Source organism: Actinomadura latina NBRC 106108 (assembly GCF_001552195.1).
In the GTDB taxonomy this organism is placed as follows: Bacteria; Actinomycetota; Actinomycetes; order Streptosporangiales; family Streptosporangiaceae; genus Spirillospora; species Spirillospora latina.
Window position 1 is genome coordinate 337,025 of sequence record NZ_BCQS01000005.1, and the last position, 25,033, is coordinate 362,057.

Genomic DNA, 25,033 nt, shown 5'->3' on the forward strand with positions numbered 1-25,033 from the left:
CTTCCTCCTCCTCGCGCGCCCCGGCTGGAGCCACTGCCGCACTACCCGATGCCGGCGGTTCGGCGCGGTCCCGTGCGCACACCGCCGTTCCCATCATCCCCCCGCCACCGGCGTGCACGGTATCGCCTCCCGGCCGCGTTCAGCGCTCGACGTGCCGCTTGAGGCCCTTGAGCGCGGAGTCGATGATGCGCTTCTCGCCCTTGCGCTTCACCATGCCGATCATCGGGATGCGGACGTCCACGGCCAGCTCGTAGGTCACCTCGGTGCCGCCGCCCTCCTCGGCCAGGGCGTAGGTGCCGTGCAGGCCGGTGACGACCGTGCCCGGCTCCACCAGCTTCCACGTCACCCGGTCGTCGCCCTCCCAGGTGTAGGCGAGCCCGACGGTGTCGCTGAACGGGCCGCCGTCGAAGGTCAGCCGGCCGCGCCTGGCGCGGCCGTCCTCCCCGGTCTCCTGCACGGTGAACTCGCGGATGCCGCTCGCCCACTCCGGGTAGGCCTCCAGGTCGGCGATCACCGCCATGATCTCGGCCTTCCCGGCCTTGACCGTGATGGATGAACTCGTGCGGTCCGCCATCTGCGTCTCCCTCCGGCTGTCCTCGGGCCCGCGCCCGGACCCGCTGTCGCTCCGACCGTATCCGTCACACCGTCAGCACGTGCGGAACACCGCGGGCGCGGAAGTGCCCGACGTTCACGCACTCGGTGCGGCCGATCCGGGTCCGGCTCGCGAGCGGCTGGTGGACGTGCCCGAACAGCACGTACCTCGGCTGCGTCCGGTGGATCGCGTCCAGGATCGCCTCGCTGCCCCGCTCGAACCGGCGCGCCACGGTGTCGTACAGCAGGTCCGGGACGGCGGGCGGGATGTGGGAGCACAGCACGTCCACCTCGCCGACGGCCTCCACCTTGGCGGCGAAGGTCTCCTCGTCCAGCTCGTAGGGGGTGCGGTACTCGGTGCGGAGGCCGCCGCCGACGAACCCGAACCGCAGCCCGCCGATCTCTGTGGTCTCCCCGTCCAGAACGTGGTGGCCGTCGCGCAGGTGCGGGCCCCACATGCGCGGGACGTCGACGTTGCCGTACGTCAGGTACGCCGGCGACGGCATGGCGGCGAACAGCTCCGCGTACTGCCGGTCGACCGCGCGCTCGATGTGCGGCCACGCGTCGCCCTCCAGCGACGCCCACAGGCCCCGGGAGAACGCGCGGGCCTCGTCGAAGCGCTTCTCGGTCCGCAGCGCGATGAAGCGGCCGGCGTTCTCCTCGCCGAACAGGTCGGCGAAGATCCCCTGCCCGTGGTCCTGGTAGTCGATGAAGAGGATCAGGTCGCCCAGGCAGATGAGGACGTCGGCACCGTCCGCCGCGCTCGTCAGGGCCTCCGCGCGGCCATGGACGTCGCTCACCACGTGGATCCTCATGAACCGACTCTAATGGGGCGGACCGGCCGGGAAAACGGGCGGGTCGGCGCGTGCCGGCGGGCCGGGTCAGCCGGTCGCGGCGGACACCAGCGAGCGCCACTCCCGGACGAGGGCCGGGTCGACGGGGGCGTCCCAGGCGCCGTCCGGGCGGACGGCGGTGCCCACGTGGAAGGCCGTGACGCCCGCGGCGGCGAGGACCGCGACGTGCTTGCGGCGCAGCCCGCCCCCGGCCATGATCATCCCGGCCGCGCCGGGGTCCTCGGCCGCGCGCCGGACCAGCACGCCGACGCCGGCGTCCACGCCGCGCGGCGAGCCCGCCGTGAGGACGGTGTCGAGCCCGCCGCCGAGATGCCGGACGGTGCGCCACGCCTGGACGGGGTCGGCGGCGTGGTCCAGCGCGCGGTGGAACGTCCAGGGCAGCGGGGCGGCGACGGCGGCGAGCTTGCCGGTGGCGGCCGCGTCGACCTGGCCGGCGGAGTCGAGGAAGCCGAGCACGAACCCGTCCGCGCCCGCGTCCGCGAGGTCGGCGGCGGCCCGCCGGAGCCGGTCCAGCTCGGCGCCGCTCGTGCGGAACCCCGCGTTGGCGCGCAGCATCACCCGCAGCGGCAGCTCCGTGACCGCCCGGACGGCGGCGACGAGGTCGGGATCGGGGGTGAGCCCGTCGGCGGCCATGTCGGCGACGACCTCGATCCGGTCGGCGCCGCCCTGCTGGGCCGCCCGCGCGTCGTCCGCGGTCAGCGCGATCACTTCGAGCAGCGACATGGCTTTCCCCCGAACGGCGTCCGTTGTGCGAGCGGGACAAGCGTAGGCGACGGGAGGGCCGCCGCCACGGGACGCCGGGCGGTCTTTGCCGTGCCGTTAACCCCCCGGGGTGCGGTTCGCCGCGAGGCGGGCATGATGATCGGACGGGCGAAATCCCTACTCATAGGTATCATTCGGGTGCGGAGAAGCCTCCGGAGACTTCCCGCCGATCTGGCAGACCGACAACAGGAGTGGGCCGTGCGCGAGTTCAGCGTCCCCGCGATGGTGGAGGTCCCCGACTCCGCCAATCTCACCGACGCGCCCTTCACGAGGGCCGCCGAGGAACCCGGCACGATCGTGGCGCGCCGCAAGAGCGGCTCGGGAGACCTCCCGGCGTGGAGCGCGGTCACCGCGGCCGAGTTCGCGGCCGAGACGGCGGCCGTCGCCAAGGGCCTGGCGGCCGCCGGGATCGAGTCCGGCGACCGGGTGTGCCTGCTGTCGCGGACCCGCTACGAGTGGACCGTCCTCGACTACGCGATCTGGACGGCGGGCGCGATCTCCGTCCCCATCTACGAGACGTCGTCCGCCGAGCAGATCGAGTGGATCGTCGGCGACTCGGGCGCGAAGGCCGTGTTCGCCGAGACCGCCGACCACGTGGCGCGGGTCGCGGAGGTCCGCGACCGGCTGCCCGGCCTCGCGCACGTGTGGGAGATCGACGCGGGCGGGGTCGAGGACGTCGTCGGGCTCGGCGCGGACGTCGGCGACGACGTGGTCGAGGAGCGCCGCCGGTCCCGCACCGCCGCGGACGTCGCCACGCTCGTCTACACCTCCGGCACGACCGGGCGCCCCAAGGGCTGCGAGATCACCCACGGGAACCTCGTGTCGACCGCCCGCAACGCCGTGCAGGGCGCGATATCCGAGGTCGCCGTCGAGGGCAGCTCCACGCTGCTGTTCCTGCCGCTCGCGCACGTGTTCGCGCGGCTGATCGAGGTCGCGACGATCGAGGGCGGCATCATCCTCGGGCACAGCGACATCCCGAACCTGCTGCCCGACCTCGCCTCCTTCCAGCCGACGTTCCTGCTGGCCGTCCCGCGCGTGTTCGAGAAGGTCTACAACGGCGCCGAGCAGAAGGCCGCGGCGGACGGCAAGGGCAAGGTCTTCAAGGCCGCGGCCGAGACCGCGGTCGCCTACAGCCGCGCGCTGGACGCGGGCCGCCCCGGCCTCGGGCTCAGGGCGAAGCACAAGGTCTTCGACATCCTCGTGTACGGCAAGCTGCGCGCGGCGGTCGGCGGCAAGGTCGAGTACGCGGTGTCCGGCGGGGCGGCGCTGGGCGAGCGCCTCGGGCACTTCTTCCGCGGCGTCGGCATCACGATCCTGGAGGGCTACGGGCTCACCGAGACGACCGCGCCCGCCAGCGTCAACCGCCCCACCGCCATCAAGATCGGCACGGTGGGCCGGCCGATCCCGGGCGTGGACATCCGCATCGCCGGCGACGGCGAGGTCCTCGTCCGCGGCATCAACGTCCTGCGCGGCTACTGGAACAACGAGGCCGCCACCAAGGAGGCCCTGGAGGACGGCTGGTTCCACACCGGCGACCTCGGCTCCCTCGACGAGGACGGCTTCCTGAAGATCACCGGCCGGAAGAAGGAGATCCTGGTCACCGCGGCGGGCAAGAACGTCGCGCCCGCCCCGCTGGAGGACCGGCTGCGCGCCCACCCGCTGGTCAGCCAGTGCCTCGTCGTCGGCGACGGGCGCAAGTTCATCAGCGCGCTCGTCACGCTGGACGAGGAGGCGCTCACCCCCTGGAAGGCCCAGCACGGCAAGCCCGCGGCGATGACCGTCGAGGAGCTGCGCCGCGACCCCGACCTCGTCGCCGAGATCGAGGCCGCGGTCGCCGAGGCCAACAAGTCGGTCAGCCGCGCGGAGGCGATCAAGAAGCACGTCATCCTCGGCGTCGACTTCACCGAGGAGGCCGGCCACATGACGCCGAGCCTGAAGGTGAAGCGCAACGTCGTGCTGAAGGACTTCGCGAACGAGATCGAGGCCCTCTACACCGCGTAGCCGCGGCGGATCAGCGGATCAGCGGATCAGCGGAGGGAGGCGACGGCGTCCTCGACCGGGGTGCCGCCGTTCAGCAGGTCGAGCGTGCGGCGGCGGACGCCGGGGGCGTCGAGCAGCGCCACGATGACCGCCGCCACGTCGTCGCGGGTGACCGTGCCGTGCCCGATCGGCGGCTCCTCCAGCCGCACCAGCCCGGTGCCCGGCTCGTCGGTGAGCCCGCCGGGGCGCAGGATCAGCCAGTCGAGCGCGGCGCGGTCCCTCAGGTCGTCCTCCGCCTCGCCCTTGGCCTTGATGTAGGCGTCCCAGACCTCGCCGCGTCCGGGCGCGGCCTTCTCGCCTGCGCCCATCGCGGAGATCTGCACGAAGCCGCGCACGCCGGCGCGTTCCGACGCGTCCGCCACCAGCACGGACGCGGCGCGGTCGACGGTGTCCTTGCGGGCGGCGCCGCTGCCGGGCCCGGCGCCGGCGGCGAACACGACGGCGTCCGCGCCCGCCAGGTGGCCGGCGACCGTGGCCGCGTCCGCGGACTCCAGGTCGCACACGACCGGTTCGGCGCCGGTGTCCCGGATGTCGGCCGCGTGGTCCGGATTGCGGATCATGCCGCGTACGGCGTCGCCCCGTGCGGCCAGCAGCCGGGAAAGCCGCAGCGCGATCTTCCCGTGCCCGCCCGCGATCACAATGTCCATGCCGCGATCGTAGGACGGCCGGCGGCCGGACGCGCGCGGACGCGGCCGGTGAGGTCGGACCTCACCGGCCGCGTTTCCGGGAGCCGGCGGCGGCCGTCCGGACGTTCCGGACGACGGGACCGGGTCAGCGGCGGCGCTTGCCCGTGGTGCGCGCGCCCTTGTTGATGGCGGTGACGGCCTGCTGCATGAGCTGCTCGCCCATCACGTTGATGAAGTCGCCGTGGTCGGTCACCGGGTCGTGGCCCGACTCGGGGAAGCTGTCCAGCGCGAAGGCGAGGGGCTTGGCCGGCAGCTTGTAGGCGATGGTCATCCGCAGCTGCGGGACGGCCTTGGTGCCCTGCGGGCAGGCGCCCGTCCGCGCGTCGGGGAAGACGATGTGGTCGCGGTGGTTGGCGCTGTCGGTGTTCTGCCCGTCCCAGCAGCTCGGGAAGTTCAGGACGCGCTCGACCTGGCTGCCCTGCGGGCAGAGCGGGTACTTGTCGGTGAACGCGCGGTTCTCGAAGCCGCTGCACGTCCACGACGCGTGGGCGTTCTTCAGGCCGTTGGTCACGGACTTCGCGTCACCGGTGGCGACCCGGATGAACTGCGGCATCGCGCTCACCTTGGCGCGGGGGTTGCCGAGGAACTGCAGCTTCACGCTGGCCGGGGTGACGATGCTGCCGACGTTGCCGTCCGCCGTGCTCTGCTCGGCCCGGTCCGAGGCGTCCTGGCCGTCGCGGAGCCGGATCACCGGCCAGAAGTAGGCCGACTTGTCACCGTTCGTGCACGTCGTCCCGGCCGCGGCGAACGTCTCGTCGGTCGAGAACGCGTTCGTGTCGAGGTTGCCGACGTAGTCGTGGATGTGGTGCGCGCCGTTCACGACGCCGGGCGCCGCGAGCACGTTGTCGGGGTTGCTGTGCGCCTGGCCCTCGTTCACGCCGCAGTTGGACGCGAACACGCCGGTGGACGCCTGGCGGGTGCGGCGCGGCTGCCGGACACGGGGCGCCTTGCGGATGTCGACGAACTGGTCGGCGCGCAGCTCCGGGTTGGGCGGCGGCTGGTTCCCCTGGTCGCCGTTCCCCTGGTCGCCGTTCTGGCCGTCGCCTTGGCCACCGTTGCCCTGGTCACCGTTCTGGCCGTCGCCCTGGCCACCGTTGCCCTGGTCACCGTTCTGGCCGTCGCCCTGGCCACCGTTGCCCTGGTCACCGTTCTGCTGGCCGTCGCCCATCTGGCCGCCGTCACCCATCTGACCGCCGTCACCCATCTGACCGCCGTCACCCATCTGACCGCCGTCACCCGGCTGGCCGCCGCCCGCCCCGCCGGTCGGCTGGGCGGTCGGCTGGGCGGTCGGCTGAGCGGCCGGCTGGGCGGTCGGCTGGCCGTAGCCCTGGCCGCCGTTCTGCTGACCGCCGTTCTGCTGACCGCCGCCCTGCAGGTTGGGAATGCCGTTGCCGGCGGCCGGCTGTCCGGGGTAGGCGGCCGGGTTCGCCGCCTTGCTCGTCTGCACGCCGTTCGGCTGGCCCACGGCGCCGGGGGTCTCCTGGCAGGCCGTCGCGACCAGGGCGAGCGCCGGGATCATCACGGCGAAGGCTTTCGTCTTTCGTCCCATGGAAAAGGTCTCCCTTTGCGGGGTGGGAATGTGCGAATCAGTGCAGGGCACGCCTGGGTACCAGGCCGGTGCTCTCCAGCAGCGAAATGTGCGTGTTCACGAATTTCATACCGCTTTCGATGAACGACCGCATCACGGTGTTCTCGGTCTGCGCGCGGGCCTTGGCGAGGAGCTGGAACACTTGCCCGTGCGCGGCGCGGAGCCGCAGCACGAAGGTCTTGTCGTAATCGGCCCCGAACTTGCCCGACAATTCTCTCAGCCAGCTCTTCTGCGACCCATTGGGTTCAACGGGGAGGAGTACGCCCAGCTGCTGCGCGACGGCGCGGGTAGCGGTGTCCAGCTGCAGGTGCTGGGCCGCGATGATGCCGGCGACCTCCCGCACTCTGGGGGCCGCGGCACGCTGCTGGGCCTGCTGGCCTGCGGGCATCTCCCACAGGTTGGCCTGCCTGACCTTGACGAGAACCGTTCTGTCCAGGGCGCTCAGCCGTCCCCACTTGGTGTTCACGGTGCCGCCGAGGCTAGCCGCGCCGCTGGTGGGGACGCCGACCGGGTTCATGACGACCACGAAGGCGGCCGTCACGGCGGCTACGACCGCCAGAACCAGGAGCAGGCGTCCGCCGCCCAGGCGCGGGAGTCTGCGCACCCCGGCCATTCCGTAAGCCTTCCCCATGATCACCTACCTCCTCTCTCGATCTCTTCGAAGGACACGACGCGGGTCTGGTCGTCAATACGCACCGCATTAGCGCGAAGGTTCAACGATGTCCACTTCTCGTCATATTTTTTTTCGGTACCCGCGCTTCATCGCCGCGACGTCGCTCCAGATACGCCGTCGACGACGCGCAGCGCCAATGCCGGGCACATCGCGACCGCTTTCTGCACGTCCTTCTCCAGCCATGCGGGAATGTCGGTGCCGAGCACCACGGGGAATCCGTACCGGTCGAGCTGGATGAGCTCGGGGACGAGGTAGGCGCACAGGCCGTGCCCGTCGCACCGGCTCCAGTCGATCGCCACCCGCCCCTCCGAGCCGTCCGGCACCGGGAGCGGCAGCACGCCGTAGGTCGACAGGCCGCAGCCGCCGCCCCACCGGTGCGCGTCGATGTCGGCGCCGAACGCCTCCATCGCCGACAGCACGAACCTGGCCGTCCCGTCCGGGTGGGTGCAGGCGCCGCGGCCCCGGCCCACGCCGGCGGCGCGGCGGACGTCCTCCACCGTCCCAGCGCCCTCGGTGAGCGCGTTCAGCGACCGCACGACGTCGGGCAGCCCGAGCCGGCACGGCCCGCACTGCCCGGCGGACTGCGCCGCGAGGTAGGACGCGATCCGGGTGACCTCGCCGAGCGGGCAGGTGCCCTGGGTGAGGGGCAGGATGATGCCGGCGCCGACCGTCCCGCCGACGCGCCGCATCCCGGCGCGCGACAGCAGGGCCCGCGACACCCCGGCGGGGTCGAGCCACATGCCGTGGTAGCCGCCGACGAGCACGCCCGGCGACGGCGGCACCTTGCAGTGGTCGAGGACGGTTTGCAGCGGCGTCCCGTAGGGCGCCTCCACGACCTGGGTCCCGCCGATCGTGAGCAGCGTGGTGCCCGGCTCCTCCTCCGTCCCGGCCGAGGCGTACAGGTCGGGGCCGAGCGACACCAGCACCGCGAGCTGCGCGAACGTCTCGGTGTTGGACAGCAGCGTCGGGAACCCGTCCACCCCGGAGTCGGACGCGCGGACCTTGACGCCCGGCGGGATCGGTATCTCCCCGTTGATGGCGCGGACCACCGCGCCGCTCTCCCCGGAGATGAACCGCTCGGTCAGCCGGACGACGCGGGCCGGCATCCGCCGCTCGCTGATCGCGGCGCGGACCGAGCGGGCGGCCTCGTCGTCCTCGACGGCCACCACGATCCGCTGCGTGCCGAGCGCGGACGCGGCGATCTGCGCGCCGTCGAGGACGAGGTGCGGGGCCCGGCCGAGCAGCACCTTGTCCTTGGAGCTGCCCGGCTCGCCCTCGGCGCCGTTCACCACCACGACGACGTTCTCGCTGGAGCCGCGCTCGTCGGCCCGCTCGCCGGGCAGCAGCGCGGTCTGGTCGGCGGTCGGATGCCTGATCCGCGCCGCGACCGCCATCAGCTTGCGGGCGAACGGGAAGCCGGCGCCGCCGCGCCCGCGCATGTCGACCTGCTCGGCCATGCGGACCAGGTCGTCCAGCCCCGGCGCGCGGAGCTTGCCGTGCACCGCCAGGTGCCGGTCGATGTCCAGCCGGTCGAACCGGTCGAACCCGAGCGTCAGGCGGGGGCCGCCGATGCCCGAGACGGTGACCGTCGACGTCATCGCAGGACCTCGGTGTCACGCCCCTGGCCGGTGACCGGCATGCCGCGCGGGTCGGCGATGGTCCGGCGCGGGTCGTCCCGGTAGTCGTCCTGGTCCAGGTCGTCGTAGTCGCGCGCGTCGTAGCCGCGGGACATCGCGGCGGCGCGGCCCTCCTCGTGCTCGCGCCGCGCCATCTCGCGCCGGTACCGGGCGCGCCCGGCGCCGTCCGGCCGCGAGAACGCGTCGACCTCGTCGCCGGCGCGGGGCACGTCCCGCGGCCTGATCACCACGATCATGCGGGTGACCAGGGCGAGCGCGACCAGCACCACGCTCATCACGTAGCTGAGCACCACCCAGTTCGCGGCGGCGCGGCCGGTGATGAGGCCGTGCACGATCGCCATCGGCCAGGCGATGTAGGCGAGCACGTGCGTCGACCGCCACATCCAGGTCTTGCCGCGGACCGCGAACTTCGCCCGCACCATCCCGGTGATCAGGACGAGGACCATCAGCTCGGCCGCCATCGTGCCGAGCCCGATGGCGCCGCCGTCCGGGACGACGATGTTGACCGGCAGCGCGAGCCCGTTCATCACCTTCACCGAGACGTGCGCGACCAGCATCGCCGTGGCCACCACCGCGGCGGCGCGGTGCACCGCCTGCGCGAGCACCCGGTGCCGGATCTTGAGGATCAGCCGCTCCGTGGCGAGCAGCCCGCACATCACCGCGGTGGTGTAGGAGACGAGGGCGAAGACGCCCGCGTAGAAGTTGAGGAAGTACTGGACGTTCGCGACCGCGACCGCTCCCGGCGGGGTCGCCGCGCCGACGAGCACCAGCACAGCGCCGGCGAGCACGACGCGCAGTACCCAGGCGGGCACCGCGGGATCATCACTGCTGCGAGTTCGCACCGTTCGGACTCCTCTTCTGGGTGGCGGCCGGCGCCGGAGCGGCGGCCGATCCTGCGCCGTCCGCCGGCGAGGGGCTCGGGGACGGTGATGACGGCGGGGGCTCGTCCGCCGCGGGGACCGGGCCGAGGTTGGCCATCAGGCCCCCCGGAAGCACTTGCAGGGCGCCGCGCTCGGCGAACCCGAGCAGCGGCTTGGCCCGCTCGCGGAACGTCCAGCCGCCGATCTCGGCGCCGTCCAGCGGGACCGCTCCCGCGCCGCTGCGCAGCGCGAACCCGACCTCGGCACGGGGCGCCGCCGCGCCGCCGCAGGGCCGGGCGGTGCCGGTGCGGCCGAGCGCGCCGCCCTGCTCGACGACGCTGCCGTCGCGCAGCTTGGGCACCCCGCTCAGCCCGTAGTAGGTGGTCGCGAGGCCGCTCGGGTGGACCAGCAGCACCAGCGCGTTGCCGGACGCGTTGCCGCAGAACCGGTAGAGGCGGCCGTCGCCTGCCGCGGCGACGCGGCCGTCGCCGCCGGAGAACGCCAGCGAGCCGAGCGGGCGCGGTGACGTGGAGCCGTCCGAGGTCGTCATCGCCCAGACCTGGCCGATCTTCCACGGCAGCATCAGCCGGTCGCCGGCCCGCGTCCCGTTGACGAGGGCGGCGGCCTGCGCGCCGGTGACCGACCCGTACTTGCTGAGCAGCCGCACCTCGGACGCGGACATGACGGCCGCGGGCACGTCGCCGAGCAGGGCGGCGAAGGCCCTCCCGCCGGACAGTCCGACCTGCCACTGGTCGCCGGTCCAGTGCGCGGCGTAGAACGCGACCTCCGGGTTGGCGGTGCTGGACTCGGGGACGGGGATCGCGGTCGTGCCGAACACCCAGGTCCGGTCGGCGCTCGTGCGGGTCGCGCCGACGATCGGCGGCTGCGCCGGCGCGGCGCCGTAGGCCTGCCGGGCGGCGGCGCCGCGCTCGTCCAGGGTCAGCTTCCGCACCTGCGCGGCGAGCACCCGCAGGCTCGGGCCGTTCGGCTCGGCGTCCGCGCCGCCGCCGGCGGGCTGCTGCGCCCCGGGCCGCTGCGGCTGCACGGGCGTCCCGGCGCCCGGCTTCGGCGGCTGGATCGCGCGCTCCGAGCCGACCGGGCCGGACGTGCCGCCGAGGGGGCCGCCGTCCAGCAGCGCCCGCTCGGCGATGCCGAGCAGGGACAGCCCGACGGCGGTGGACAGCACGATCGCGCCGATGCTCATCTTGTCGGTGGGGCGCCGGCCGCGGCGCGGCTTGGCCTTCGGGCCGGGACGCGGCGGCGCCTGGTGCCGGGACGCGGCGCGCGCGGGCCGCCGGCTCTCCGGCCGCTCGGGCCGGGGCCGCTCCGGACGGCGCGGGCGCGCGTCCCGGGGCGCGAACTCGCGGGACCGGTCGTGCTCCCGCCCGCGTCCCTCCGTGCGCGCGTCGAACAGCGCCGTGCGCGCGTCGAATTGCGCCGTCCGCGCGTCGGACCGCTCCGTCCGGGCGTCGAACCGCGCGGTGCGGGCGTCGAACTGGGCCGTGCCCGCGTCCGGCCGGGCGGCGCGGGGGCGGGGCGGCGTCGTGGGCACGTCGGACCGCGTCGCGCGTGAGTCGGACGGCGGCGGGGTGCGCACCTCGGGCCGCGGCGTACGCGCCTCAGGACGGGGGGCACGGGCCTCGGCCCGGGGCGTGGGGGTCTCAGGCCGGGGCACGCGGACGTCCGGACGCTCAGCACGGACGGTCCGCCGGTTGCGGGCCTCGAACGGGTCGTCCCGTCCGGAACCGCGGTTCCGCACGTCGAACGGGTCGCCGCGGCCTTTGCGCCGCTTGGCGGCCGGCGGCTCGTCCTTCTCCGGACGTGCGCCGCCCTTGCCCTCGTGCCGCTTCATCTCGCGCCGGCTGGGCTCCCGCCGGGACGGCTTGCGCCCACGCTCGGACCAGTCCGGCTGCTCCGACCACCAGGACCCTTCGGGCCACTGGGGCTCCTCGGACCAGCGTCCCTGTCCGGTCGCCGGTCTCGATGAGGGGCGCGCGGGCGTTTCCGCCCACGATGAAACATGCGTGTTGCTCCGGGACGCATGCCCGTTATCGCGTCGCGCCATGCCCTCTCCTGTGGAGGAGACGGAGGGCTCGGCGAACGCCGGTGGTTCCGTGCCGCCGGGCTCATCACCCGGCGGCGGTTCCGCTGAGACATCGCGGGACCGCGGTGTCGGAGCCCGCTCGCTCCCACCGCGTTCCCCGAACGGATTCTCCGCGAACCCGCTCGATCACTCCGGGAGCATACGCCCCAGGAGCCGCTCTGACGCGAATTGCCGCAAAAAATCCCTACAGGCCCTATCCCGCGGCCGTCGTGCTCACCCGGGCAGTACGCGCGAGGGCCCGGAAACGTTCACGCGGCGGCGCGGTCAGGACGCGGCCCTCAGGAAGCGCGCGGCCAGCGGCGCGGCCACCTTCGGGCCCGACCCCCCGGCCTGGACGAAGACCGCGAACGCGACGTCGTCCCGGTAGCCGATGAACCAGGCGTGGGAGCCGCCGGCGAACTCGGCGGTGCCGGTCTTGCCCGCCGTCCCGCCGGGGAGCCCGGCCCCCGCCGCGGTCCCGTCCGTGACCACGGCCCGCATCATCGTGCGCAGCGCGGCCGCCCCGGGCACCGGGCGGGGCGCCGGCGCCCGTCCCCCGCCCTCGCGGATCAGTTTCGGCGACAGCAGCCGGGGCGAGCGCCAGGTGCCGTCCGCCGCCGCGGCGGCGACCGACGCCATCAGCAGCGGGCTCGCCTGGACGCGGCCCTGCCCGATCGCGTCCTCGGCCAGCTCCGCGCCGCTCTCCGGATCGGGGATGCTCCCGTCGGCCGCTTCCACGCCCGCGGTGATCGTGGCGCCGAACCCGAAGCGGCGCGCGCTCGCCACCAGCTTCGCCGCGCCGAGCCGCTCCACCGCGAGCCGAGCGAAGGTGGTGTTGCAGGACGCGGCGAACGCGCCGCGCAGCGTCGTCCGGCCGAGCGCGTGGTCCTCGTCGTTGTGGATGGTGCGCTGCGCGGTGACCACCGAGGCCGGGCAGTCCGCGCCGGTCCCCGCGCCCGCCCCGTCCGCGAGCAGCGCGCCCGCGGTCACCACCTTGAACGTGGAGCCCGGCGGGTAGCGGCCGGTGAACGCGCCGAGGCCGCCCAGCCCGTCCGCCACCGCGAGGACCTCCCCGCCGGACGGCCGGACCGCGACGATCGCGGCCTGGCCGGAAGCGGACGCGACCGCCTTCTCCGCCGCCCTCTGCAGCCGTCGGTCCAGCGTCGTCCGGATCTTCCGGCCCTTCTCCACGTCGAACAGCTTCACCCGCTGCGGCGGCCCGCCGCCGTCGCGCAGCACGATCGCCCAGCCCGCCTGCTCGGCGTCCACGTCGAGCCGCTCGGTGATCCCGGCGAGGTAGGGCGCGAGCGGGCCGTCCTCCGGCAGCGCCTTCCCGTCCCGCGCGACGAGCGTCACCGCCGGAACGCGGACCTGCCCGAGCGTCCACTCCCCCGCGCCCTTCAGCCCCGGGTACAGCGTCGCGGGCGACCACAGCACCCGCCACCGGCCGTCGCGCCGGCCCAGCCGGAGCTCCGAGGCGAACGACCATTCACCGTGCCCGGCCAGCGAGCGGGTGACGGTGAAGCCGGCGCGCGCGGCGCCCTTCCCGGACCGGACGACGGGCCGCGGCGCCAGGCTGATCGTGCTGACCGCCAGCCCGCGCGACAGCGCCCGGTGCTGCGCGGCGAAGTCCGCCGGCGGGTCGGCGACGAACTCGCGCATGCCGTCCAGGTCGCCCCGCGACCAGGCGTTGAAGTAGCCGGCGGCGACCTCCTCCGGGGTCCCGTCCCGGCCGCGCCGCAGCGCCCACCCCGCGGTGAGGCCGGCCACGAGGACGACCGCCAGGATCCCCGCCAGCACCACCAGGCCACGCGATCGCATACGCCCTCCTCCACCCGCCCACCGGGGCCTTGATCATCCCAGTGTCCGGGTTGTGCGGTACATGCACCGGACAGCCGTTTTCGTGGCCGATTCCGGAAGGCGGCTTAGCGACGGGTGATCCGCCCCTTAAGCGCGCTTTAACGGTGCTGCCGCCCGGCGCCGGCCGCCCTAGCTTCGGAAACGTCAGCGACCGCGGACGCGGCGGAGGCAGGAGGTGGCCGCAATGAAACGATCACCGCGACACGGGATCGGCCCGGCGGCCGCCGCCCCGGCTCCGTCGCGTCCGGGGCCGGGCACCGGCGCGGAACCGAGCCGCGCGGTGCCGGACGCCGGGGTCGTGCCCCGCGCTCCCGTCCACGCGGACCCGATCCGGCCCCGCGGGCCGGCCCACGCGGCGCGCCCCACCTCCAGGTTCTCCCCCGCGAGGGCGCCGGGCCGGCAGCACCGGATCACACCCACCCCACCTCGGCAGGGGCGGTCCGCGCGGAACCGGTCTCCGGGCCGGGGCACGACTCCACACCGGCCATGGCTCAGCTCGTCCAGGGCAGGCGGACCGCCTCCAGGGACGGGTCGGCCAGGACGGCCTCGATGAAGGGCGCCGGGCCCACGACCTTCGTACCCCACAGGTCCCAGTCGCAGTAGACGACCCAGGAGCGGTCCTCCGCCCACAGATTGGACGGGCCGCTGCTCAGGCCGGGATGGTCGTACAGTGCGGCCGCGTCGCCCAGGCCGCCCGCGAGGACGGTGTCGTCGTCCCAGTCGGCAGTGACCAGCGGGCAGTAGTACGCAAGGCACCGGGTGCCCGCCCCCGACGGGCTGTGCCGCAGCAGGATGCCGATCAGCCGGTACCAGCTCTCCCGGTCCAGGCAGCCCTCCGCGGGCGGCCGGACCGCCGCCGACCAGCTCCCCGCCGGATGCCCTTGGCGCAGGCAGCGGCTGCCCGGCCGCGCCCCGTCCGGGACGACCGGCTCACCGAAGCCGCGCGCCAGCTCCCGCCAGCGCAGCCGCCGCCACCCCGCGCCCGGGTCGCCGCTGCGGCCGAGGTCGACGCCGGTGACGATCGCGCCCTCCAGCAGGTCACCCACGTCGGACGGACCCGTCAGGCCCGCCGCCGACACCGACTGGTGGACATCGTCGTGCGTCGTGGTGACCAGGCCCTCCTCCCACACGTACATCGCGTGCAGGAGCCAGGCCGCGTCGGGCCGGCGCGGCGGCTCGAACCCGGAATGGCGGTGGTCCGGATCCAGCTCGCGCAGCCACCGGGCGGCGTCCCCGGGAACGCGGGCCCATGCGTCCTCGATGTCCATAGCCGCATCCTGCCATCTCAGGGCGCCAGCAGGCCGCCGAGCCGGGCGGCCTGGACCTCCCAGCGCCATTCCCGCTCGATCCAGGCGCGGCCCCGCTCGCCCATCGCGCGGGCGCGGGACGGGTCGGACAGCAGGGCGATGAGCGCGTCCGCGATCGCGGCGGCGGAGCGGCCCGGCACGACGAGGCCCGTCTCGCCGTCCAGGACGGCGTCGGGCGCGCCGCCGGAGTCGCCGGCGATGACGGGCAGGCCGGTCGCCGACGCCTCCAGGTAGACGATGCCGAGGCCCTCCACGTCCAGGCCGCGGCGGCGGGTCCGGCACGGCATCGCGAAGACGTCGCCGGCGTCGTAGTGGGCGGGCAGCTCCTCCCAGCGCACGCCGCCGGTGAAGACCACGGAGTCCCGCACGCCGAGGGACGCGGCGAGACGCTCCAGGTCCGCCCGGTAGGGGCCGCCGCCGACGAGCAGGAGGGCGGCGCCCGGCTCGCTCCGCAGGACGCGCGGCCACGCGTGGATCAGCGCGTCCTGGCCCTTGCGCGGCACGAGGCGGGACACGCAGACCGCCACCGGCCGGTCCGCCAGCCCGTGCCGGGCGCGGATCTCCTCGCCGCCCGTGTTCCGGTGGAAGACCTTCTCGTCGACGCCGGGGGCGAGCCGGGACATCCGCGCGGCGGCCGGCGGGGCCAGCGCCCGCGCCATCCGGGAGCGGGTGTACTCGCCCAGGTAGGTCAGCACGTCCACGTCGTCCCCGATGCGGCGGAGCAGGCGCCGCGCCACCGGCAGCGCCGCCCAGCCCGCCTCGTGCCCGTGCGTGATCCCGACGAGGCGGCCGGCGCCGCGCCGCCGCAGCGCCGGGGCCAGCAGGCCGAGCGGCGCCGCCGCGCCGAACACCACCGAGTCGCAGTGCTCCGCGCGCAGCACGTCCGCGGCCCGGCGCAGCACCCCCGGCTCCGGCAGCATCAGGGAGCCCGGATGCCGGACGACGGGGAACGGCTGCCGCGCGTCGAACTCCGCGGCGCTCTTCCACGCCGGCGCGTACACGACCACCGAACCGGCCGGGCGGCGGGCCGCGAGGCCGTGCACGAACGCCTGGATGCCGCCGGGGCGCGGCGGGAAGTCATTGGTGACGAACAGGGTCTTGGTCATCGCCCGGCCAGACTACGGAGGTGCGCGGAACACGGAGAGGCCCGCCACCGCGGACGCGGCGACGGGCCCCTGCACGTGCGATCAGTGGCTGATCTCCGACTTCCGGCCGCCCTCGATCTCCTCGTGCTCGCCGTGCGCGTGCTCCTCGACGGGGATGTCGTCGTAGGTCCACGCGCGGTTGAGCCGCGAGCGCAGGTGGCCGAGCGGGCCCTTGGCGCCGGGCGCCGGGACGCCGCGGTCGTCCCGGTCCGGCGGCTGGAGGCGCGCGTTCTCCTTGGACAGCAGGACGTGCTTCTCCTCGTCGCGGGCCGGCTCGTGCCGCTCGGAGAACCTGCCCTCCGGCGACATCATGATCACGCCGCTCTCCACGCCGTGCCCGACCACGTCGGCGTCCTTGCGCTGGAGCCCCAGGCAGATCCGCTTGGTGACGATGAACGCGATGACCGGCCCCAGGAAGAACGTGACCCGGAAGAACCACGTCGTGGCGAACAGCGAGATGTGGAACTTGTCCGCCAGGACGTCGTTCGCGCCCGCGAGCCACAGCAGCCCGTAGAACGTCACGGCGGCGACGCCGGTCGCGGTGCGGACCGGGGCGTTGCGCGGCCGGGTGTTGACGTGGTGGTGCCGCTTGTCGCCGGTCACCCACGCCTCGACCCACGGCCAGGCCGCCGCGCCGCCGAACACGATGCCGAGCGGCAGCGCCGCCGGGATCAGCACGCTCAGGCTGAGCGTGTGGCCCCAGGCGCTGATCTCCCAGCCCGGCATGATGCGCAGCGAGCCCTCCAGGACGCCCATGTACCAGTCGGGCTGGGAGCCCGAGGAGATGGCGCCCGGGTCGTACGGGCCGAACAGCCAGATCGGGTTGACCTGCGCGAACGCGCCGAGCAGGGCCAGCACCCCGAAGGTGAACAGGAAGTAGGCGCCGGTCTTGGCCATGAACACCGGGTAGAACGGGTAGCCGTAGACCTGCTTCTCGCTCTGGTTCTTGACCGGCATCGCGGTGTGCTTCTGCACCCACATGATCATCATGTGCGCGGTGACCATCCCGAGCAGCAGGCCCGGGATCAGCAGGATGTGCACCATGTACAGCCGCGGCACGATCTCCTGGCCGGGGAACTCACCGCCGAACAGGAACATGTAGATGTAGGTGCCGACGACCGGGATGCCCTCGGCCACGCCCTGGGTGATGCGCAGGCCCGTGCCGGACAGCAGGTCGTCCGGGAGCGAGTAGCCGGCGAGGCCCTCCAGCATGCCGAGCGTGAACATGCCGATGCCGATCAGCCAGTTCAGCTCGCGCGGCTTGCGGTAGGCGCCGGTGAAGAACACCCGCAGCATGTGCGCCAGGATCGACGCCATGAACAGCAGCGCCGCCCAGTGGTGGATCTGCCGCATGAGCAGTCCGCCGCGGATGTCGAAACTGATGTGCAGCGTCGAGGCGTACGCCTCGGACATCTTCACGCCCTTGAGCGGGACGTACGAGCCGTCGTACACCACTTCGCCCATGCTGGGCTTGAACCAGAGCGTCAGGAACACGCCGGTCAGCAGCAGGATGATGAAGGAGTACAGGGCGATCTCGCCCAGCATGAAGGACCAGTGGTCCGGAAAGACCTTCTTCATGTTCCGCTTGAAGAAGGTGGTGGAACCGAGGCGGTCGTCGAGGAAGGTCAGCGGGGCCTCGACGGCCTTCGGTGCTGTCGCCTCGCTCATCCGCGCTCCCAGAAGCTCGGGCCGACGGGTTCCTTGTAGTCGCTCGTCGCGATGATGTAGCCGTCCTCGACCGACAGCGGCAGCTGCGGAAGCGGCCGGGCCGCCGGGCCGAAGATGACCTTCGCCGCGTCGGTGGCGTCGAACGTGGACTGGTGGCACGGGCACAGGATGTGGTGCGTGGTCTGCTCGTACAGGGCCGCCGGGCAGCCGACGTGCGTGCAGACCTTGGAGTAGGCCACCACACCGTTGATGTGCCAGTTCTCGCGTCCCTTGGCGGGCTTGAACTGGTCCGCCGGGACGTTGATCAGGATCGTGACGGCCTTCGCCACCTGGGTGAGCACCTGCTCCTCGGGGACGTGCTCCTCCAGCCCCTCCGGCAGCACGGTGATCATCGCGCCGGGAGTGGCGAAGTCGCTGACCCGCAGCGGCTTGTTGGTGCCGTCCACCACCAGGCGGACGCCCTTCTTGCCCTCGGCCTGCGCCCGCTTGACCGCATCGGCCCAGAAGGTGTGCCGCAGCCTCTTCTCCGGCAGCGGGCCGAGGTCGCGCAGCAGCACCAGCGGCGCCAGGCCGAGCGGCGCGGCGGCCAGCAGCAGCGTGCGGCGCAGCAGCGGGCGCTTGGTGACGCCGCTGTCCTCCGCACCCTCCAGGAAGTCCCGGGTGAACGCCGCCCGGGTCTCCTCGTCGGCGGCGAGCTCGTGCCGCTCCTGGACGATCGGCTTGCTGGTCATCAGCCTGCGCACCCAGATGGTGACGCCGATCGCCATCGACAGGAAGGCCAGCGCCATCGTCCCGCCGAGCCAGAAGTTGACCTCGCGGGCGTCCCAGATGCCGTGCATGCCGCCGTCGCGGCCGCTCCAGCCGATGAAGTAGGCGATGAACGTCGTGCTCGCCAGGAACGCGAGCAGGAAGAACGCCGCGACGATCCGCTCGGCGCGCTTGGCCGACCGCTCGTCGAGCTGCTCCCCGACGCCCGCGGGCGCCGAGATGTCGTCCTCGGCGAGGAGTGCCTTCTCCCTCGCCGGGGACGGCGTGCCGATCACGCGTTCGCGCCGGCCGCCGTCCTCGCGCGGGCCGTCCTGGCCCGCGGTCTCCTTGTTGTCGTCGCTCATGACTTCTTCAGCTTCTTCGGCTTCTTCGCGGTGATCCACATGGCCGCCATGACCAGCAGGCCGATGCCGACCAGCCAGGCCACCAGGCCCTCGCTCACCGGGCCGATGCGGCCGAGGCCGTTACCGCCGGGGTTGGGCTCCTCGCGGGTCTGGACGAGGAAGGAGATGATCGCCTGCTTGTCCTGCTGGGTCAGCGTGGTGTCGTTGAACACCGGCATCGCCTGCGGGCCGGTCAGCATGGCCTCGTACATCTGGGTGGGCGTGACGTCGCTCTTGGAGAGCGGGGGGGCGTACTTCCCACCGGTCAGCGCGCCGCCCTGGCCGGTGAAGCTGTGGCACTGCGCGCAGTTGGTGCGGAACAGCTTCCCGCCGAGCGCCACGTCGCCCTTCGACGGATCGACGGCCGACGCGGGCGGCACCTCGGGGCCGCCGCCGAGGGAGGCGATGTAGGCCCGCAGGTCGGCCAGGTTCTTCTCGGCCTGGGCCTTCTGCTGCTCCGCGGCCTCCCGCTTCTCCTTCTCCTCGTAGTCGGTCTTGATCGTCGTGTTGAAGGCGGGGATCGGCTCCTTGCGCGGCACCTGCGCGTCGGGGTTCATCGCGGGCATGCGGCCCGTGCTGACCTGGAAGTCGACGGAGGCGGCGCCCACCCCGATGAGGCTGGGCGCGATCGCGTTGCCCTTGGCGTCCTTCGTGCCCTCGGCGTTCAGCCCGTGGCAGCTCGCGCAGTTCTTGTTGAACAGCGCCTGCCCGTGCGTCAAGTCCTCCGCGGCCTGCGCGGTGCTCTGCGCCTCGGCGCGATCGGTCTGCGGCGAGAAGCCGGCGTAGATCAGGCCGATCGCCGCCAAGGCCGCCAGCACGACGGCGTAGCCCGCCCACGGGCGCCGTCGCCATGCGGTGATCCTTTTCACGGAAATCCCCGTTCGGGTCATGTCGTCGGGATGGGGTCAGAGGTCGAGCAGGTAAACGACCGAGAACAGGCCGATCCACACCACGTCGACGAAGTGCCAGTAGTAGGACACGACGATCGCGCTCGTGGCCTGCTCGTGCGTCCACCGCTTGGCGGCGTAGGTGCGCCCGAGCAGGAGCAGGAACGCGACCAGGCCGCCGATCACGTGCAGGCCGTGGAAGCCGGTCGCTAGGTAGAAGACCGAGCCGTAGGCCGAGGACTCGAAGGTCAGCCCGTCGTGGACGACGAGGTTGTAGTACTCGTAGCCCTGGCCTGCGACGAAGTAGGCGCCCATGAGGAACGAGAGGAAGTACCACTCGCGCAGTCCCCAGCTACGGAAGTTCAGCAGGCTCCCGTCACGCCCGACCCGGCCGGCCTCGGCCTTGAACACGCCCATCTGGCAGGTCACCGAGGACAGCACGAGGACGGTCGTGTTCACCGCCGAAAGCGGCAGGTCCAAGGGGGCGCCCGGCCATGCGGACTCGCCATGCTGGCCGATCGTCACGGAGCGGATCGTGAAGAACATCGCGAACAGCGCCGCGAAGAACATCAGCTCGGACGACAGCCAAACGATCGTCCCCACGCTGACCAGATTGGGACGGTTCGCCCGTGCGTGAGGTGTTGTCTCTATCGCGGATGCTGTCACGGGCAGCATTATTGCGCCCCCGTCCCGTGAGTGACGCATGACCCCCCTCCTACAGTTCCCCGCGCGTGTTGAGGGGGTCGGCGACCCGGTACCCTCACGTGCATGAGCAGCGCCCCGGAGACCCCGATGAAGGTCCTCGTCTACAGCGACGACGCTAACACCCGCGCACAGATCCGGATGGCGATCGGGCGCCGTCCCGCCGCCGACCTGCCGAAGGTCGAGTTCGTGGAGATCGCGACGCAGCCCGCCGCCGTGGAGCGGCTCGACCGGGGCGACATCGGCGTCATGATCGTCGACGGCGAGGCGCAGCCCGCGGGCGGGCTCGGCGTGTGCCGGCAGGCCAAGGACGAGGTGTACGACTGCCCGCCGGTCCTCGCGATCATCGGCCGCCGCGACGACGGCTGGCTCGCCACCTGGTCGCGCGCCGACGCCGTCGTGAGCCTGCCCATCGACCCGATGGCCCTCGCGAACGCGCTCGCCGGCCTGATGCGCGGCCGCCTCGGGGACCGCCTCAGCACCCTGTAGGACGCCGGCCCGGCCCACCGTCGAACCGGCAGACCGTCGACCCGCGAAGAGACCCGGTAGGGGACATGGACGCGCGCACCAGCTGGCCCGCACTGCTCAACGCCCTGCTGTCGGGCGACTCGCTGTCCAGCGAGGAGACCTCCTGGGCCATGAACAGCATCATGGCCGGGGAGGCCACGGACGTGCAGATCGCGGGCTTCGCGGTCGCGCTGCGCGCCAAGGGCGAGACGGTCGAGGAGGTCACCGGCCTCGCCGAGGGCATGATGGACAACGCCACCCGCATCGAGGTGCCGGGCCCCATCGCCGACCTCGTCGGGACGGGCGGCGACCGCGCCCACACCGTCAACATCTCCACGATGGCCGCGGTGGTCGCCGCCGCGGCCGGCGTCCGGGTCGTCAAGCACGGCAACCGCGCCGCGTCGTCCTCGTGCGGCGCCGCCGACCTCCTGGAGCATCTCGGCGTCGCCATCGACCTGCCCCCGGAGGCCACCGCGCGGGTCGCCGGGGAACTCGGCATCACGTTCTGCTTCGCGCCGCTCTACCACCCCGCGCTGAGGCACGCGTCGCGGACGCGCAGCGAGCTCGGCACGCCGACGGTCTTCAACTTCCTCGGCCCGCTGACCAACCCGGCGCGCCCCGGCGCGCAGGCGGTCGGCGTGTTCCACCCGCGGATGGCGGGCGTCATCGCGGGCGTGTTCGCCGCGCGCGGCTGCTCGTCGCTGGTGTTCCGCGGCGACGACGGGCTCGACGAGCTGACCACCACCGGCACGTCCACGGTGTGGGTGGTCCGCGACGGGACGGCGACGGAGACGACGTTCGACCCGGCCGACCTCGGCATCCCGCCCGCGCGGCCGGAGGACCTGCGCGGCGCCGACGCGGCGTTCAACGCCCGGGTGGCGCGCGAGACCTTCGCGGGCGCGGCGGGCCCCGTCCGCGACATGGTCCTGCTGAACGCCGCCGCGCTCATCACCGCCTACGAGGGCACGCCGTCCGCTGCCAAGCTCACCGAGGCCCTCCGCGACGCCTGCGGGCGCGCCGCGGAGGCCGTCGACTCGGGCGCCGCGAGCACCCTCCTCGACCGCTGGATCGACACCACCCAGCAGCTCAGGGACTGACGCTCACGCCACTCCCCTGGCGCCGGTGGAGATGCGCTGGGCTATGTAGATCGGGACGACCGACAGCACGATCAGGGCGGCGGCCAGGACGTTGACGACCGGGGCCTGGTTGGGGCGGAACAGGTTGTTGAAGATCCAGATCGGCAGCGTGGTGGCGCCCGGCCCGGCGGTGAACGTGGTCACGATGATCTCGTCGAAGGACAGCGCGAACGACAGCAGCCCGCCGGCGAGGAACGCCGAGCGCAGCGCCGGCAGCGTCACGTAGCGGAACGTCTGGAAGGTGTCGGCGCCGAGGTCGGCGGACGCCTCCTCCAGGCTCGTGCCCGTCCGGCGCAGCCGGGCGAGGACGTTGTTGTAGATGGTGACGACGCAGAACGTGGCGTGCCCGACGATGACGGTGAACAGGCCGAGCCCGACCCCGAGCGGCTTCAGGACGACCTGGAAGGCGTTGCTGAGCGCGATGCCGGTGACGATGCCGGGCAGCGCGATCGGCAGGATGACGACGAGCGACACCGTCTCCCGTCCGAAGAACCGGTACCGCGACACCGCGAACGCGGCCATCGTGCCGAGGACGAGCGCGATCGCCGTCGCGCCGAGCCCCGCCTTGACGCTGGTGAGGACGGCCTGCCGGGCGCCCTCGTTGCCCAGCGCCTGCGACCACCAGCGCCCGGTGAAGCCGGGCGGCGGCCAGCCGAACGTCTTGTCGGCGTTGACGGAGTTGACCAGCACCACGAGCAGCGGCACGTAGATGACGGCGAGGCCGAGGCCCATGAGGACGCGCAGCGCGACCCGCGCGGCGGGCGAGAAGGTCATCACAGCTCCCTGAGCGCGCCGGTGCGGTGCGCGGCGGCGAGGTAGCCGAGCATCACCACCACCGGGATCGTGGCGACGGCCGCGGCGAACGGGAGGTTGTTGGCGGCGCCGATGTTGTCGTAGACGACGTTGCCGAGCAGCTGCTGCGAGCCGCCGACGATCTTCACGGTGATGTAGTCGCCGAGCGACAGCGAGAACGTGAAGATCGACCCGGCCACCAGGGACGGGAAGACCAGCGGCAGCATCACGGTCCGGAACGTGCGCAGCGGCCGGGCGCCGAGGTCGCCGGACGCGTCCAGCAGCGAGTCCGGGAGCCGCTCCAGGCCCGTGTAGACGGGCAGGATCATGTACGGCAGCCACAGGTACGCCAGGACGAGCACGGTCGCGGCGAGGCCGTAGCCGGGGCTGCCGAGCCCGAACGGCTTCAGCACCTCGTCGAGCAGGCCGCCCTGCTGCAGCATCACCCGCCACGCGTACGCCTTGACGAGGTAGGCGGCCCACAGCGGCGCGAGGATCGCGATCATCAGGTACGGCCGGTACTTCGGCTTGGCGACCTTGGCCATGTACAGCGCCATGGGGAAGCCGATGGCCGTGTCGATGACGGTGACGGCCACCGCGACGCCGAGGCTGCGCAGCGCGACCGTCCGGTAGACGGGCTCGTCCAGCAGCAGCCGGAAGTTGGCGAGGGTGAACCGCCGGACGACCTCGCCGGTGAAGACGTCGGTCGTCCAGAACGCGGTGAGGAAGATGGCGGCGAGGGCGCCGAGGTAGACGACGACCAGCCAGGCGAGCGGCGCCGACAGCAGCAGCGACAGGCGCAGCCGGGGGCGGCGGTGCAGCAGGGCCGCCGCCCGGCGCCGGAGCCCCGGCGCCGGGCGTGCGTCCGCACCGCCGGTGGCGGCGGGGGCGGTCATCCCTTGATCGTGGTCCACGCCTGGGTCCACTTGGAGTAGTCGACGCACTGGACGTTGGTCCGCCCGTCGAGGCACTGCGCGATCGGCGTCGTCCAGAAGTGCACCTTGGAGAAGTAGTTCTCGTCGGTGGCGTGGAAGGTGTCGCAGAAGCTCTTGTCGGACGTCTCCCGGCACGCCTTCGCGTTCGCCGGTGCCTCACCGAACCACTCGGCGACCTGCGCGTTCGCCTTGGGCGACACGATCCAGTCGAGCCACTTGTAGGCGCAGTTCGGGTGCTTGGCCTCGGCGGCGACCATCCAGGTGTCCGACCAGCCGGTGGAGCCCTCCTTGGGCAGCGCCACCTCCACCGGCGCCTTCTCCGACTCGGCGAGGTTCGCGATGACCTGCCACGTCGTCCCGAGGACGGAGTCGCCGCTCTTGAACGCCTGGACCTCCTTGGTGTAGTCGGACCAGTACTCGCCGACGAGCCCGCGCTGCGTCTTCAGCAGCCCGACGGCCGCGTCGAACTGCTTCTGGTCGAGCGCGTACGGGTTCTTGATGCCGAGTTCCGGCTTGGCCGACATCAGGTAGAGGGCCGCGTCGGCGATGTAGATCGGCGAGTCGTAGGCGGTGATCTTCCCCTTGTACGGGGAGTTCGCGTCGAACACCGCGCCCCACGAGTCGGGCGCCGGCTTCACCGTGTCGGTGCGCCACATCAGCAGGTTGGCGCCGCGGCCGTGCGGGATGCCGTAGGAGACGCCGTTCACCGAGTTCCAGGGCTTCATCTTCAGCCCGGCGAAGACGTCGGCGTAGTTCGGGACGAGCCCCGTGTTGACGGGCGCGACCGTCCCGGAGGCGATGAGCCGCAGCGAGGCGTCGCCGGAGGCGGAGACCGCGTCGTACTCGCCGGTCTTCATCAGCGTGACCATCTCGTCGGACGTCCCGGCGACCTTGGTGTTGACCTTGCAGCCGGTCTGCTTCTCGAAGGGGGTGACCCAGTCGACCTTCGGGTCGTTGGAGCCGTCCTCGGCGTACCCGGCCCAGGCGACCAGGTTGACCGCTCCCTCGCCCGCACCGAGCGACTGCTGCATCGGGATCTTCGGAACGGGGAAGCCGCCCTGCCCGGCACCGGACGCCTTGCCGCCCGAGCCGTCGTCGCCGCACGCGGCGGCCGTCAGTCCGATCGCCAGCGTCGCCGCGGCGGCGAGCGCCATGCGCGTGGACCACAT

The 25,033-nt window shown here is 73.0% G+C and carries 22 protein-coding genes; 3 read left to right on the forward strand and 19 right to left on the reverse strand.

Annotated elements, in window-relative coordinates:
• Positions 1 to 139 precede the first annotated feature (139 nt).
• The 3 genes from AL2_RS07875 to AL2_RS07885 all read right to left on the reverse strand — a co-directional run bounded on the left by AL2_RS07875 (position 140) and on the right by AL2_RS07885 (position 2,168).
• Positions 140 to 574 carry an SRPBCC family protein gene (locus AL2_RS07875; protein WP_067631428.1) on the reverse strand — a complete coding sequence of 145 codons (435 nt, stop codon included), beginning with the start codon at positions 572 to 574 and terminating at the stop codon, positions 140 to 142.
• 64 nt (positions 575 to 638) lie between these two features.
• Positions 639 to 1,406 (reverse strand): metallophosphoesterase family protein, encoded by a 768-nt coding sequence (locus tag AL2_RS07880; protein ID WP_067631430.1) that lies wholly within the window; start codon positions 1,404 to 1,406, stop codon positions 639 to 641.
• A 66-nt stretch (positions 1,407 to 1,472) separates the two neighbouring features.
• Positions 1,473 to 2,168, reverse strand: coding sequence for a copper homeostasis protein CutC (locus AL2_RS07885; RefSeq protein WP_067631431.1), 696 nt, complete (start codon positions 2,166 to 2,168; stop codon positions 1,473 to 1,475).
• A gap of 237 nt (positions 2,169 to 2,405) precedes the next feature.
• Here AL2_RS07885 and AL2_RS07890 point away from each other — a divergent pair, with 237 nt between their 5' ends.
• The gene (locus tag AL2_RS07890) at positions 2,406 to 4,208 is read left to right on the forward strand and encodes an AMP-dependent synthetase/ligase (protein ID WP_067631433.1); all 1,803 of its coding nucleotides are present in this window, start codon (positions 2,406 to 2,408) and stop codon (positions 4,206 to 4,208) included.
• A gap of 26 nt (positions 4,209 to 4,234) precedes the next feature.
• Here AL2_RS07890 and AL2_RS07895 read toward each other — a convergent pair whose 3' ends face one another.
• The 13 genes from AL2_RS07895 to ctaE all read right to left on the reverse strand — a co-directional run bounded on the left by AL2_RS07895 (position 4,235) and on the right by ctaE (position 20,497).
• Positions 4,235 to 4,894 (reverse strand): SDR family oxidoreductase, encoded by a 660-nt coding sequence (locus AL2_RS07895; protein ID WP_067631435.1) that lies wholly within the window; start codon positions 4,892 to 4,894, stop codon positions 4,235 to 4,237.
• A 124-nt stretch (positions 4,895 to 5,018) separates the two neighbouring features.
• On the reverse strand, positions 5,019 to 6,482 hold the full coding sequence (locus AL2_RS07900; RefSeq protein WP_067631437.1) for a DUF1996 domain-containing protein: 1,464 nt from the start codon (positions 6,480 to 6,482) through the stop codon (positions 5,019 to 5,021).
• Positions 6,483 to 6,519: 37 nt separating this feature from the next.
• Entirely contained in the window at positions 6,520 to 7,152 is a 633-nt protein-coding gene (locus tag AL2_RS07905; RefSeq protein WP_245666518.1) for a DUF4142 domain-containing protein, read from the reverse strand.
• Between the two features lie 128 nt (positions 7,153 to 7,280).
• Positions 7,281 to 8,792 (reverse strand): NADH-quinone oxidoreductase subunit NuoF family protein, encoded by a 1,512-nt coding sequence (locus tag AL2_RS07910; RefSeq protein ID WP_067631439.1) that lies wholly within the window; start codon positions 8,790 to 8,792, stop codon positions 7,281 to 7,283.
• Positions 8,789 to 9,643: a hypothetical protein gene (locus tag AL2_RS07915; protein ID WP_067631441.1), complete on the reverse strand. Its 855-nt coding sequence runs from the start codon at positions 9,641 to 9,643 to the stop codon at positions 8,789 to 8,791. The genes AL2_RS07910 and AL2_RS07915 overlap by 4 nt, the downstream gene beginning before the upstream one ends.
• Positions 9,644 to 9,653: 10 nt before the next feature.
• Entirely contained in the window at positions 9,654 to 11,543 is a 1,890-nt protein-coding gene (locus AL2_RS07920; protein WP_067631443.1) for a hypothetical protein, read from the reverse strand.
• 516 nt (positions 11,544 to 12,059) lie between these two features.
• A complete protein-coding gene (locus AL2_RS07925; protein ID WP_083946188.1) occupies positions 12,060 to 13,595 on the reverse strand; it encodes a penicillin-binding transpeptidase domain-containing protein in 1,536 nt (511 codons plus the stop codon).
• A gap of 530 nt (positions 13,596 to 14,125) precedes the next feature.
• Positions 14,126 to 14,902 carry a hypothetical protein gene (locus tag AL2_RS07930; RefSeq protein ID WP_067631445.1) on the reverse strand — a complete coding sequence of 259 codons (777 nt, stop codon included), beginning with the start codon at positions 14,900 to 14,902 and terminating at the stop codon, positions 14,126 to 14,128.
• Between the two features lie 17 nt (positions 14,903 to 14,919).
• The gene (locus AL2_RS07935; protein WP_067631452.1) at positions 14,920 to 16,047 is read right to left on the reverse strand and encodes a glycosyltransferase family 4 protein; all 1,128 of its coding nucleotides are present in this window, start codon (positions 16,045 to 16,047) and stop codon (positions 14,920 to 14,922) included.
• Positions 16,048 to 16,128: 81 nt separating this feature from the next.
• Positions 16,129 to 17,754, reverse strand: coding sequence for a cytochrome bc1 complex cytochrome b subunit (gene qcrB, locus AL2_RS07940; protein WP_067631456.1), 1,626 nt, complete (start codon positions 17,752 to 17,754; stop codon positions 16,129 to 16,131).
• Positions 17,751 to 18,866 carry a cytochrome bc1 complex Rieske iron-sulfur subunit gene (gene qcrA, locus AL2_RS07945; RefSeq protein WP_067631467.1) on the reverse strand — a complete coding sequence of 372 codons (1,116 nt, stop codon included), beginning with the start codon at positions 18,864 to 18,866 and terminating at the stop codon, positions 17,751 to 17,753. Before qcrA ends, qcrB begins: the two co-directional genes overlap by 4 nt.
• Positions 18,863 to 19,774 carry a cytochrome bc1 complex diheme cytochrome c subunit gene (gene qcrC / locus AL2_RS07950; RefSeq protein WP_067631471.1) on the reverse strand — a complete coding sequence of 304 codons (912 nt, stop codon included), beginning with the start codon at positions 19,772 to 19,774 and terminating at the stop codon, positions 18,863 to 18,865. Before qcrC ends, qcrA begins: the two co-directional genes overlap by 4 nt.
• Positions 19,775 to 19,810: 36 nt before the next feature.
• Positions 19,811 to 20,497, reverse strand: a complete 687-nt coding sequence (ctaE, locus tag AL2_RS07955) for an aa3-type cytochrome oxidase subunit III (RefSeq protein WP_439951358.1) — start codon at positions 20,495 to 20,497, stop codon at positions 19,811 to 19,813.
• A gap of 63 nt (positions 20,498 to 20,560) precedes the next feature.
• Here ctaE and AL2_RS07960 point away from each other — a divergent pair, with 63 nt between their 5' ends.
• A complete protein-coding gene (locus AL2_RS07960; protein WP_067631473.1) occupies positions 20,561 to 20,983 on the forward strand; it encodes a response regulator transcription factor in 423 nt (140 codons plus the stop codon).
• Between the two features lie 65 nt (positions 20,984 to 21,048).
• Entirely contained in the window at positions 21,049 to 22,098 is a 1,050-nt protein-coding gene (gene trpD, locus AL2_RS07965) for an anthranilate phosphoribosyltransferase (RefSeq protein ID WP_067631475.1), read from the forward strand.
• Positions 22,099 to 22,101: 3 nt separating this feature from the next.
• On the opposite strand, the gene AL2_RS07970 is transcribed toward trpD, so the two are convergent.
• From AL2_RS07970 to AL2_RS07980, 3 genes are read right to left on the reverse strand one after another with little or no spacing between them, the layout of a single operon-like run.
• Positions 22,102 to 22,911, reverse strand: a complete 810-nt coding sequence (locus AL2_RS07970; RefSeq protein ID WP_067631478.1) for an ABC transporter permease — start codon at positions 22,909 to 22,911, stop codon at positions 22,102 to 22,104.
• Complete coding sequence (locus AL2_RS07975) at positions 22,911 to 23,825, reverse strand: ABC transporter permease (RefSeq protein ID WP_067631480.1); 915 nt, start codon at positions 23,823 to 23,825, stop codon at positions 22,911 to 22,913. Before AL2_RS07975 ends, AL2_RS07970 begins: the two co-directional genes overlap by 1 nt.
• Complete coding sequence (locus tag AL2_RS07980; protein ID WP_067631482.1) at positions 23,822 to 25,033, reverse strand: ABC transporter substrate-binding protein; 1,212 nt, start codon at positions 25,031 to 25,033, stop codon at positions 23,822 to 23,824. Before AL2_RS07980 ends, AL2_RS07975 begins: the two co-directional genes overlap by 4 nt.

Coding starts and splice junctions, on each gene's coding strand:
- AL2_RS07875 (WP_067631428.1), bottom strand. CDS start 574: ATGGCGGACCGCACGAGTTCATCCATCACGGTCAAGGCCGGGAAGGCC.
- AL2_RS07880 (WP_067631430.1), bottom strand. CDS start 1,406: ATGAGGATCCACGTGGTGAGCGACGTCCATGGCCGCGCGGAGGCCCTG.
- AL2_RS07885 (WP_067631431.1), bottom strand. CDS start 2,168: ATGTCGCTGCTCGAAGTGATCGCGCTGACCGCGGACGACGCGCGGGCG.
- AL2_RS07895 (WP_067631435.1), bottom strand. CDS start 4,894: ATGGACATTGTGATCGCGGGCGGGCACGGGAAGATCGCGCTGCGGCTT.
- AL2_RS07900 (WP_067631437.1), bottom strand. CDS start 6,482: ATGGGACGAAAGACGAAAGCCTTCGCCGTGATGATCCCGGCGCTCGCC.
- AL2_RS07905 (WP_245666518.1), bottom strand. CDS start 7,152: ATGGGGAAGGCTTACGGAATGGCCGGGGTGCGCAGACTCCCGCGCCTG.
- AL2_RS07910 (WP_067631439.1), bottom strand. CDS start 8,792: ATGACGTCGACGGTCACCGTCTCGGGCATCGGCGGCCCCCGCCTGACG.
- AL2_RS07920 (WP_067631443.1), bottom strand. CDS start 11,543: ATGAAGCGGCACGAGGGCAAGGGCGGCGCACGTCCGGAGAAGGACGAG.
- AL2_RS07925 (WP_083946188.1), bottom strand. CDS start 13,595: ATGCGATCGCGTGGCCTGGTGGTGCTGGCGGGGATCCTGGCGGTCGTC.
- AL2_RS07930 (WP_067631445.1), bottom strand. CDS start 14,902: ATGGACATCGAGGACGCATGGGCCCGCGTTCCCGGGGACGCCGCCCGG.
- AL2_RS07935 (WP_067631452.1), bottom strand. CDS start 16,047: ATGACCAAGACCCTGTTCGTCACCAATGACTTCCCGCCGCGCCCCGGC.
- qcrB (WP_067631456.1), bottom strand. CDS start 17,754: ATGAGCGAGGCGACAGCACCGAAGGCCGTCGAGGCCCCGCTGACCTTC.
- qcrA (WP_067631467.1), bottom strand. CDS start 18,866: ATGAGCGACGACAACAAGGAGACCGCGGGCCAGGACGGCCCGCGCGAG.
- ctaE (WP_439951358.1), bottom strand. CDS start 20,497: ATGCGTCACTCACGGGACGGGGGCGCAATAATGCTGCCCGTGACAGCA.
- AL2_RS07960 (WP_067631473.1), top strand. CDS start 20,561: ATGAGCAGCGCCCCGGAGACCCCGATGAAGGTCCTCGTCTACAGCGAC.
- trpD (WP_067631475.1), top strand. CDS start 21,049: ATGGACGCGCGCACCAGCTGGCCCGCACTGCTCAACGCCCTGCTGTCG.
- AL2_RS07970 (WP_067631478.1), bottom strand. CDS start 22,911: ATGACCTTCTCGCCCGCCGCGCGGGTCGCGCTGCGCGTCCTCATGGGC.
- AL2_RS07975 (WP_067631480.1), bottom strand. CDS start 23,825: ATGACCGCCCCCGCCGCCACCGGCGGTGCGGACGCACGCCCGGCGCCG.
- AL2_RS07980 (WP_067631482.1), bottom strand. CDS start 25,033: ATGTGGTCCACGCGCATGGCGCTCGCCGCCGCGGCGACGCTGGCGATC.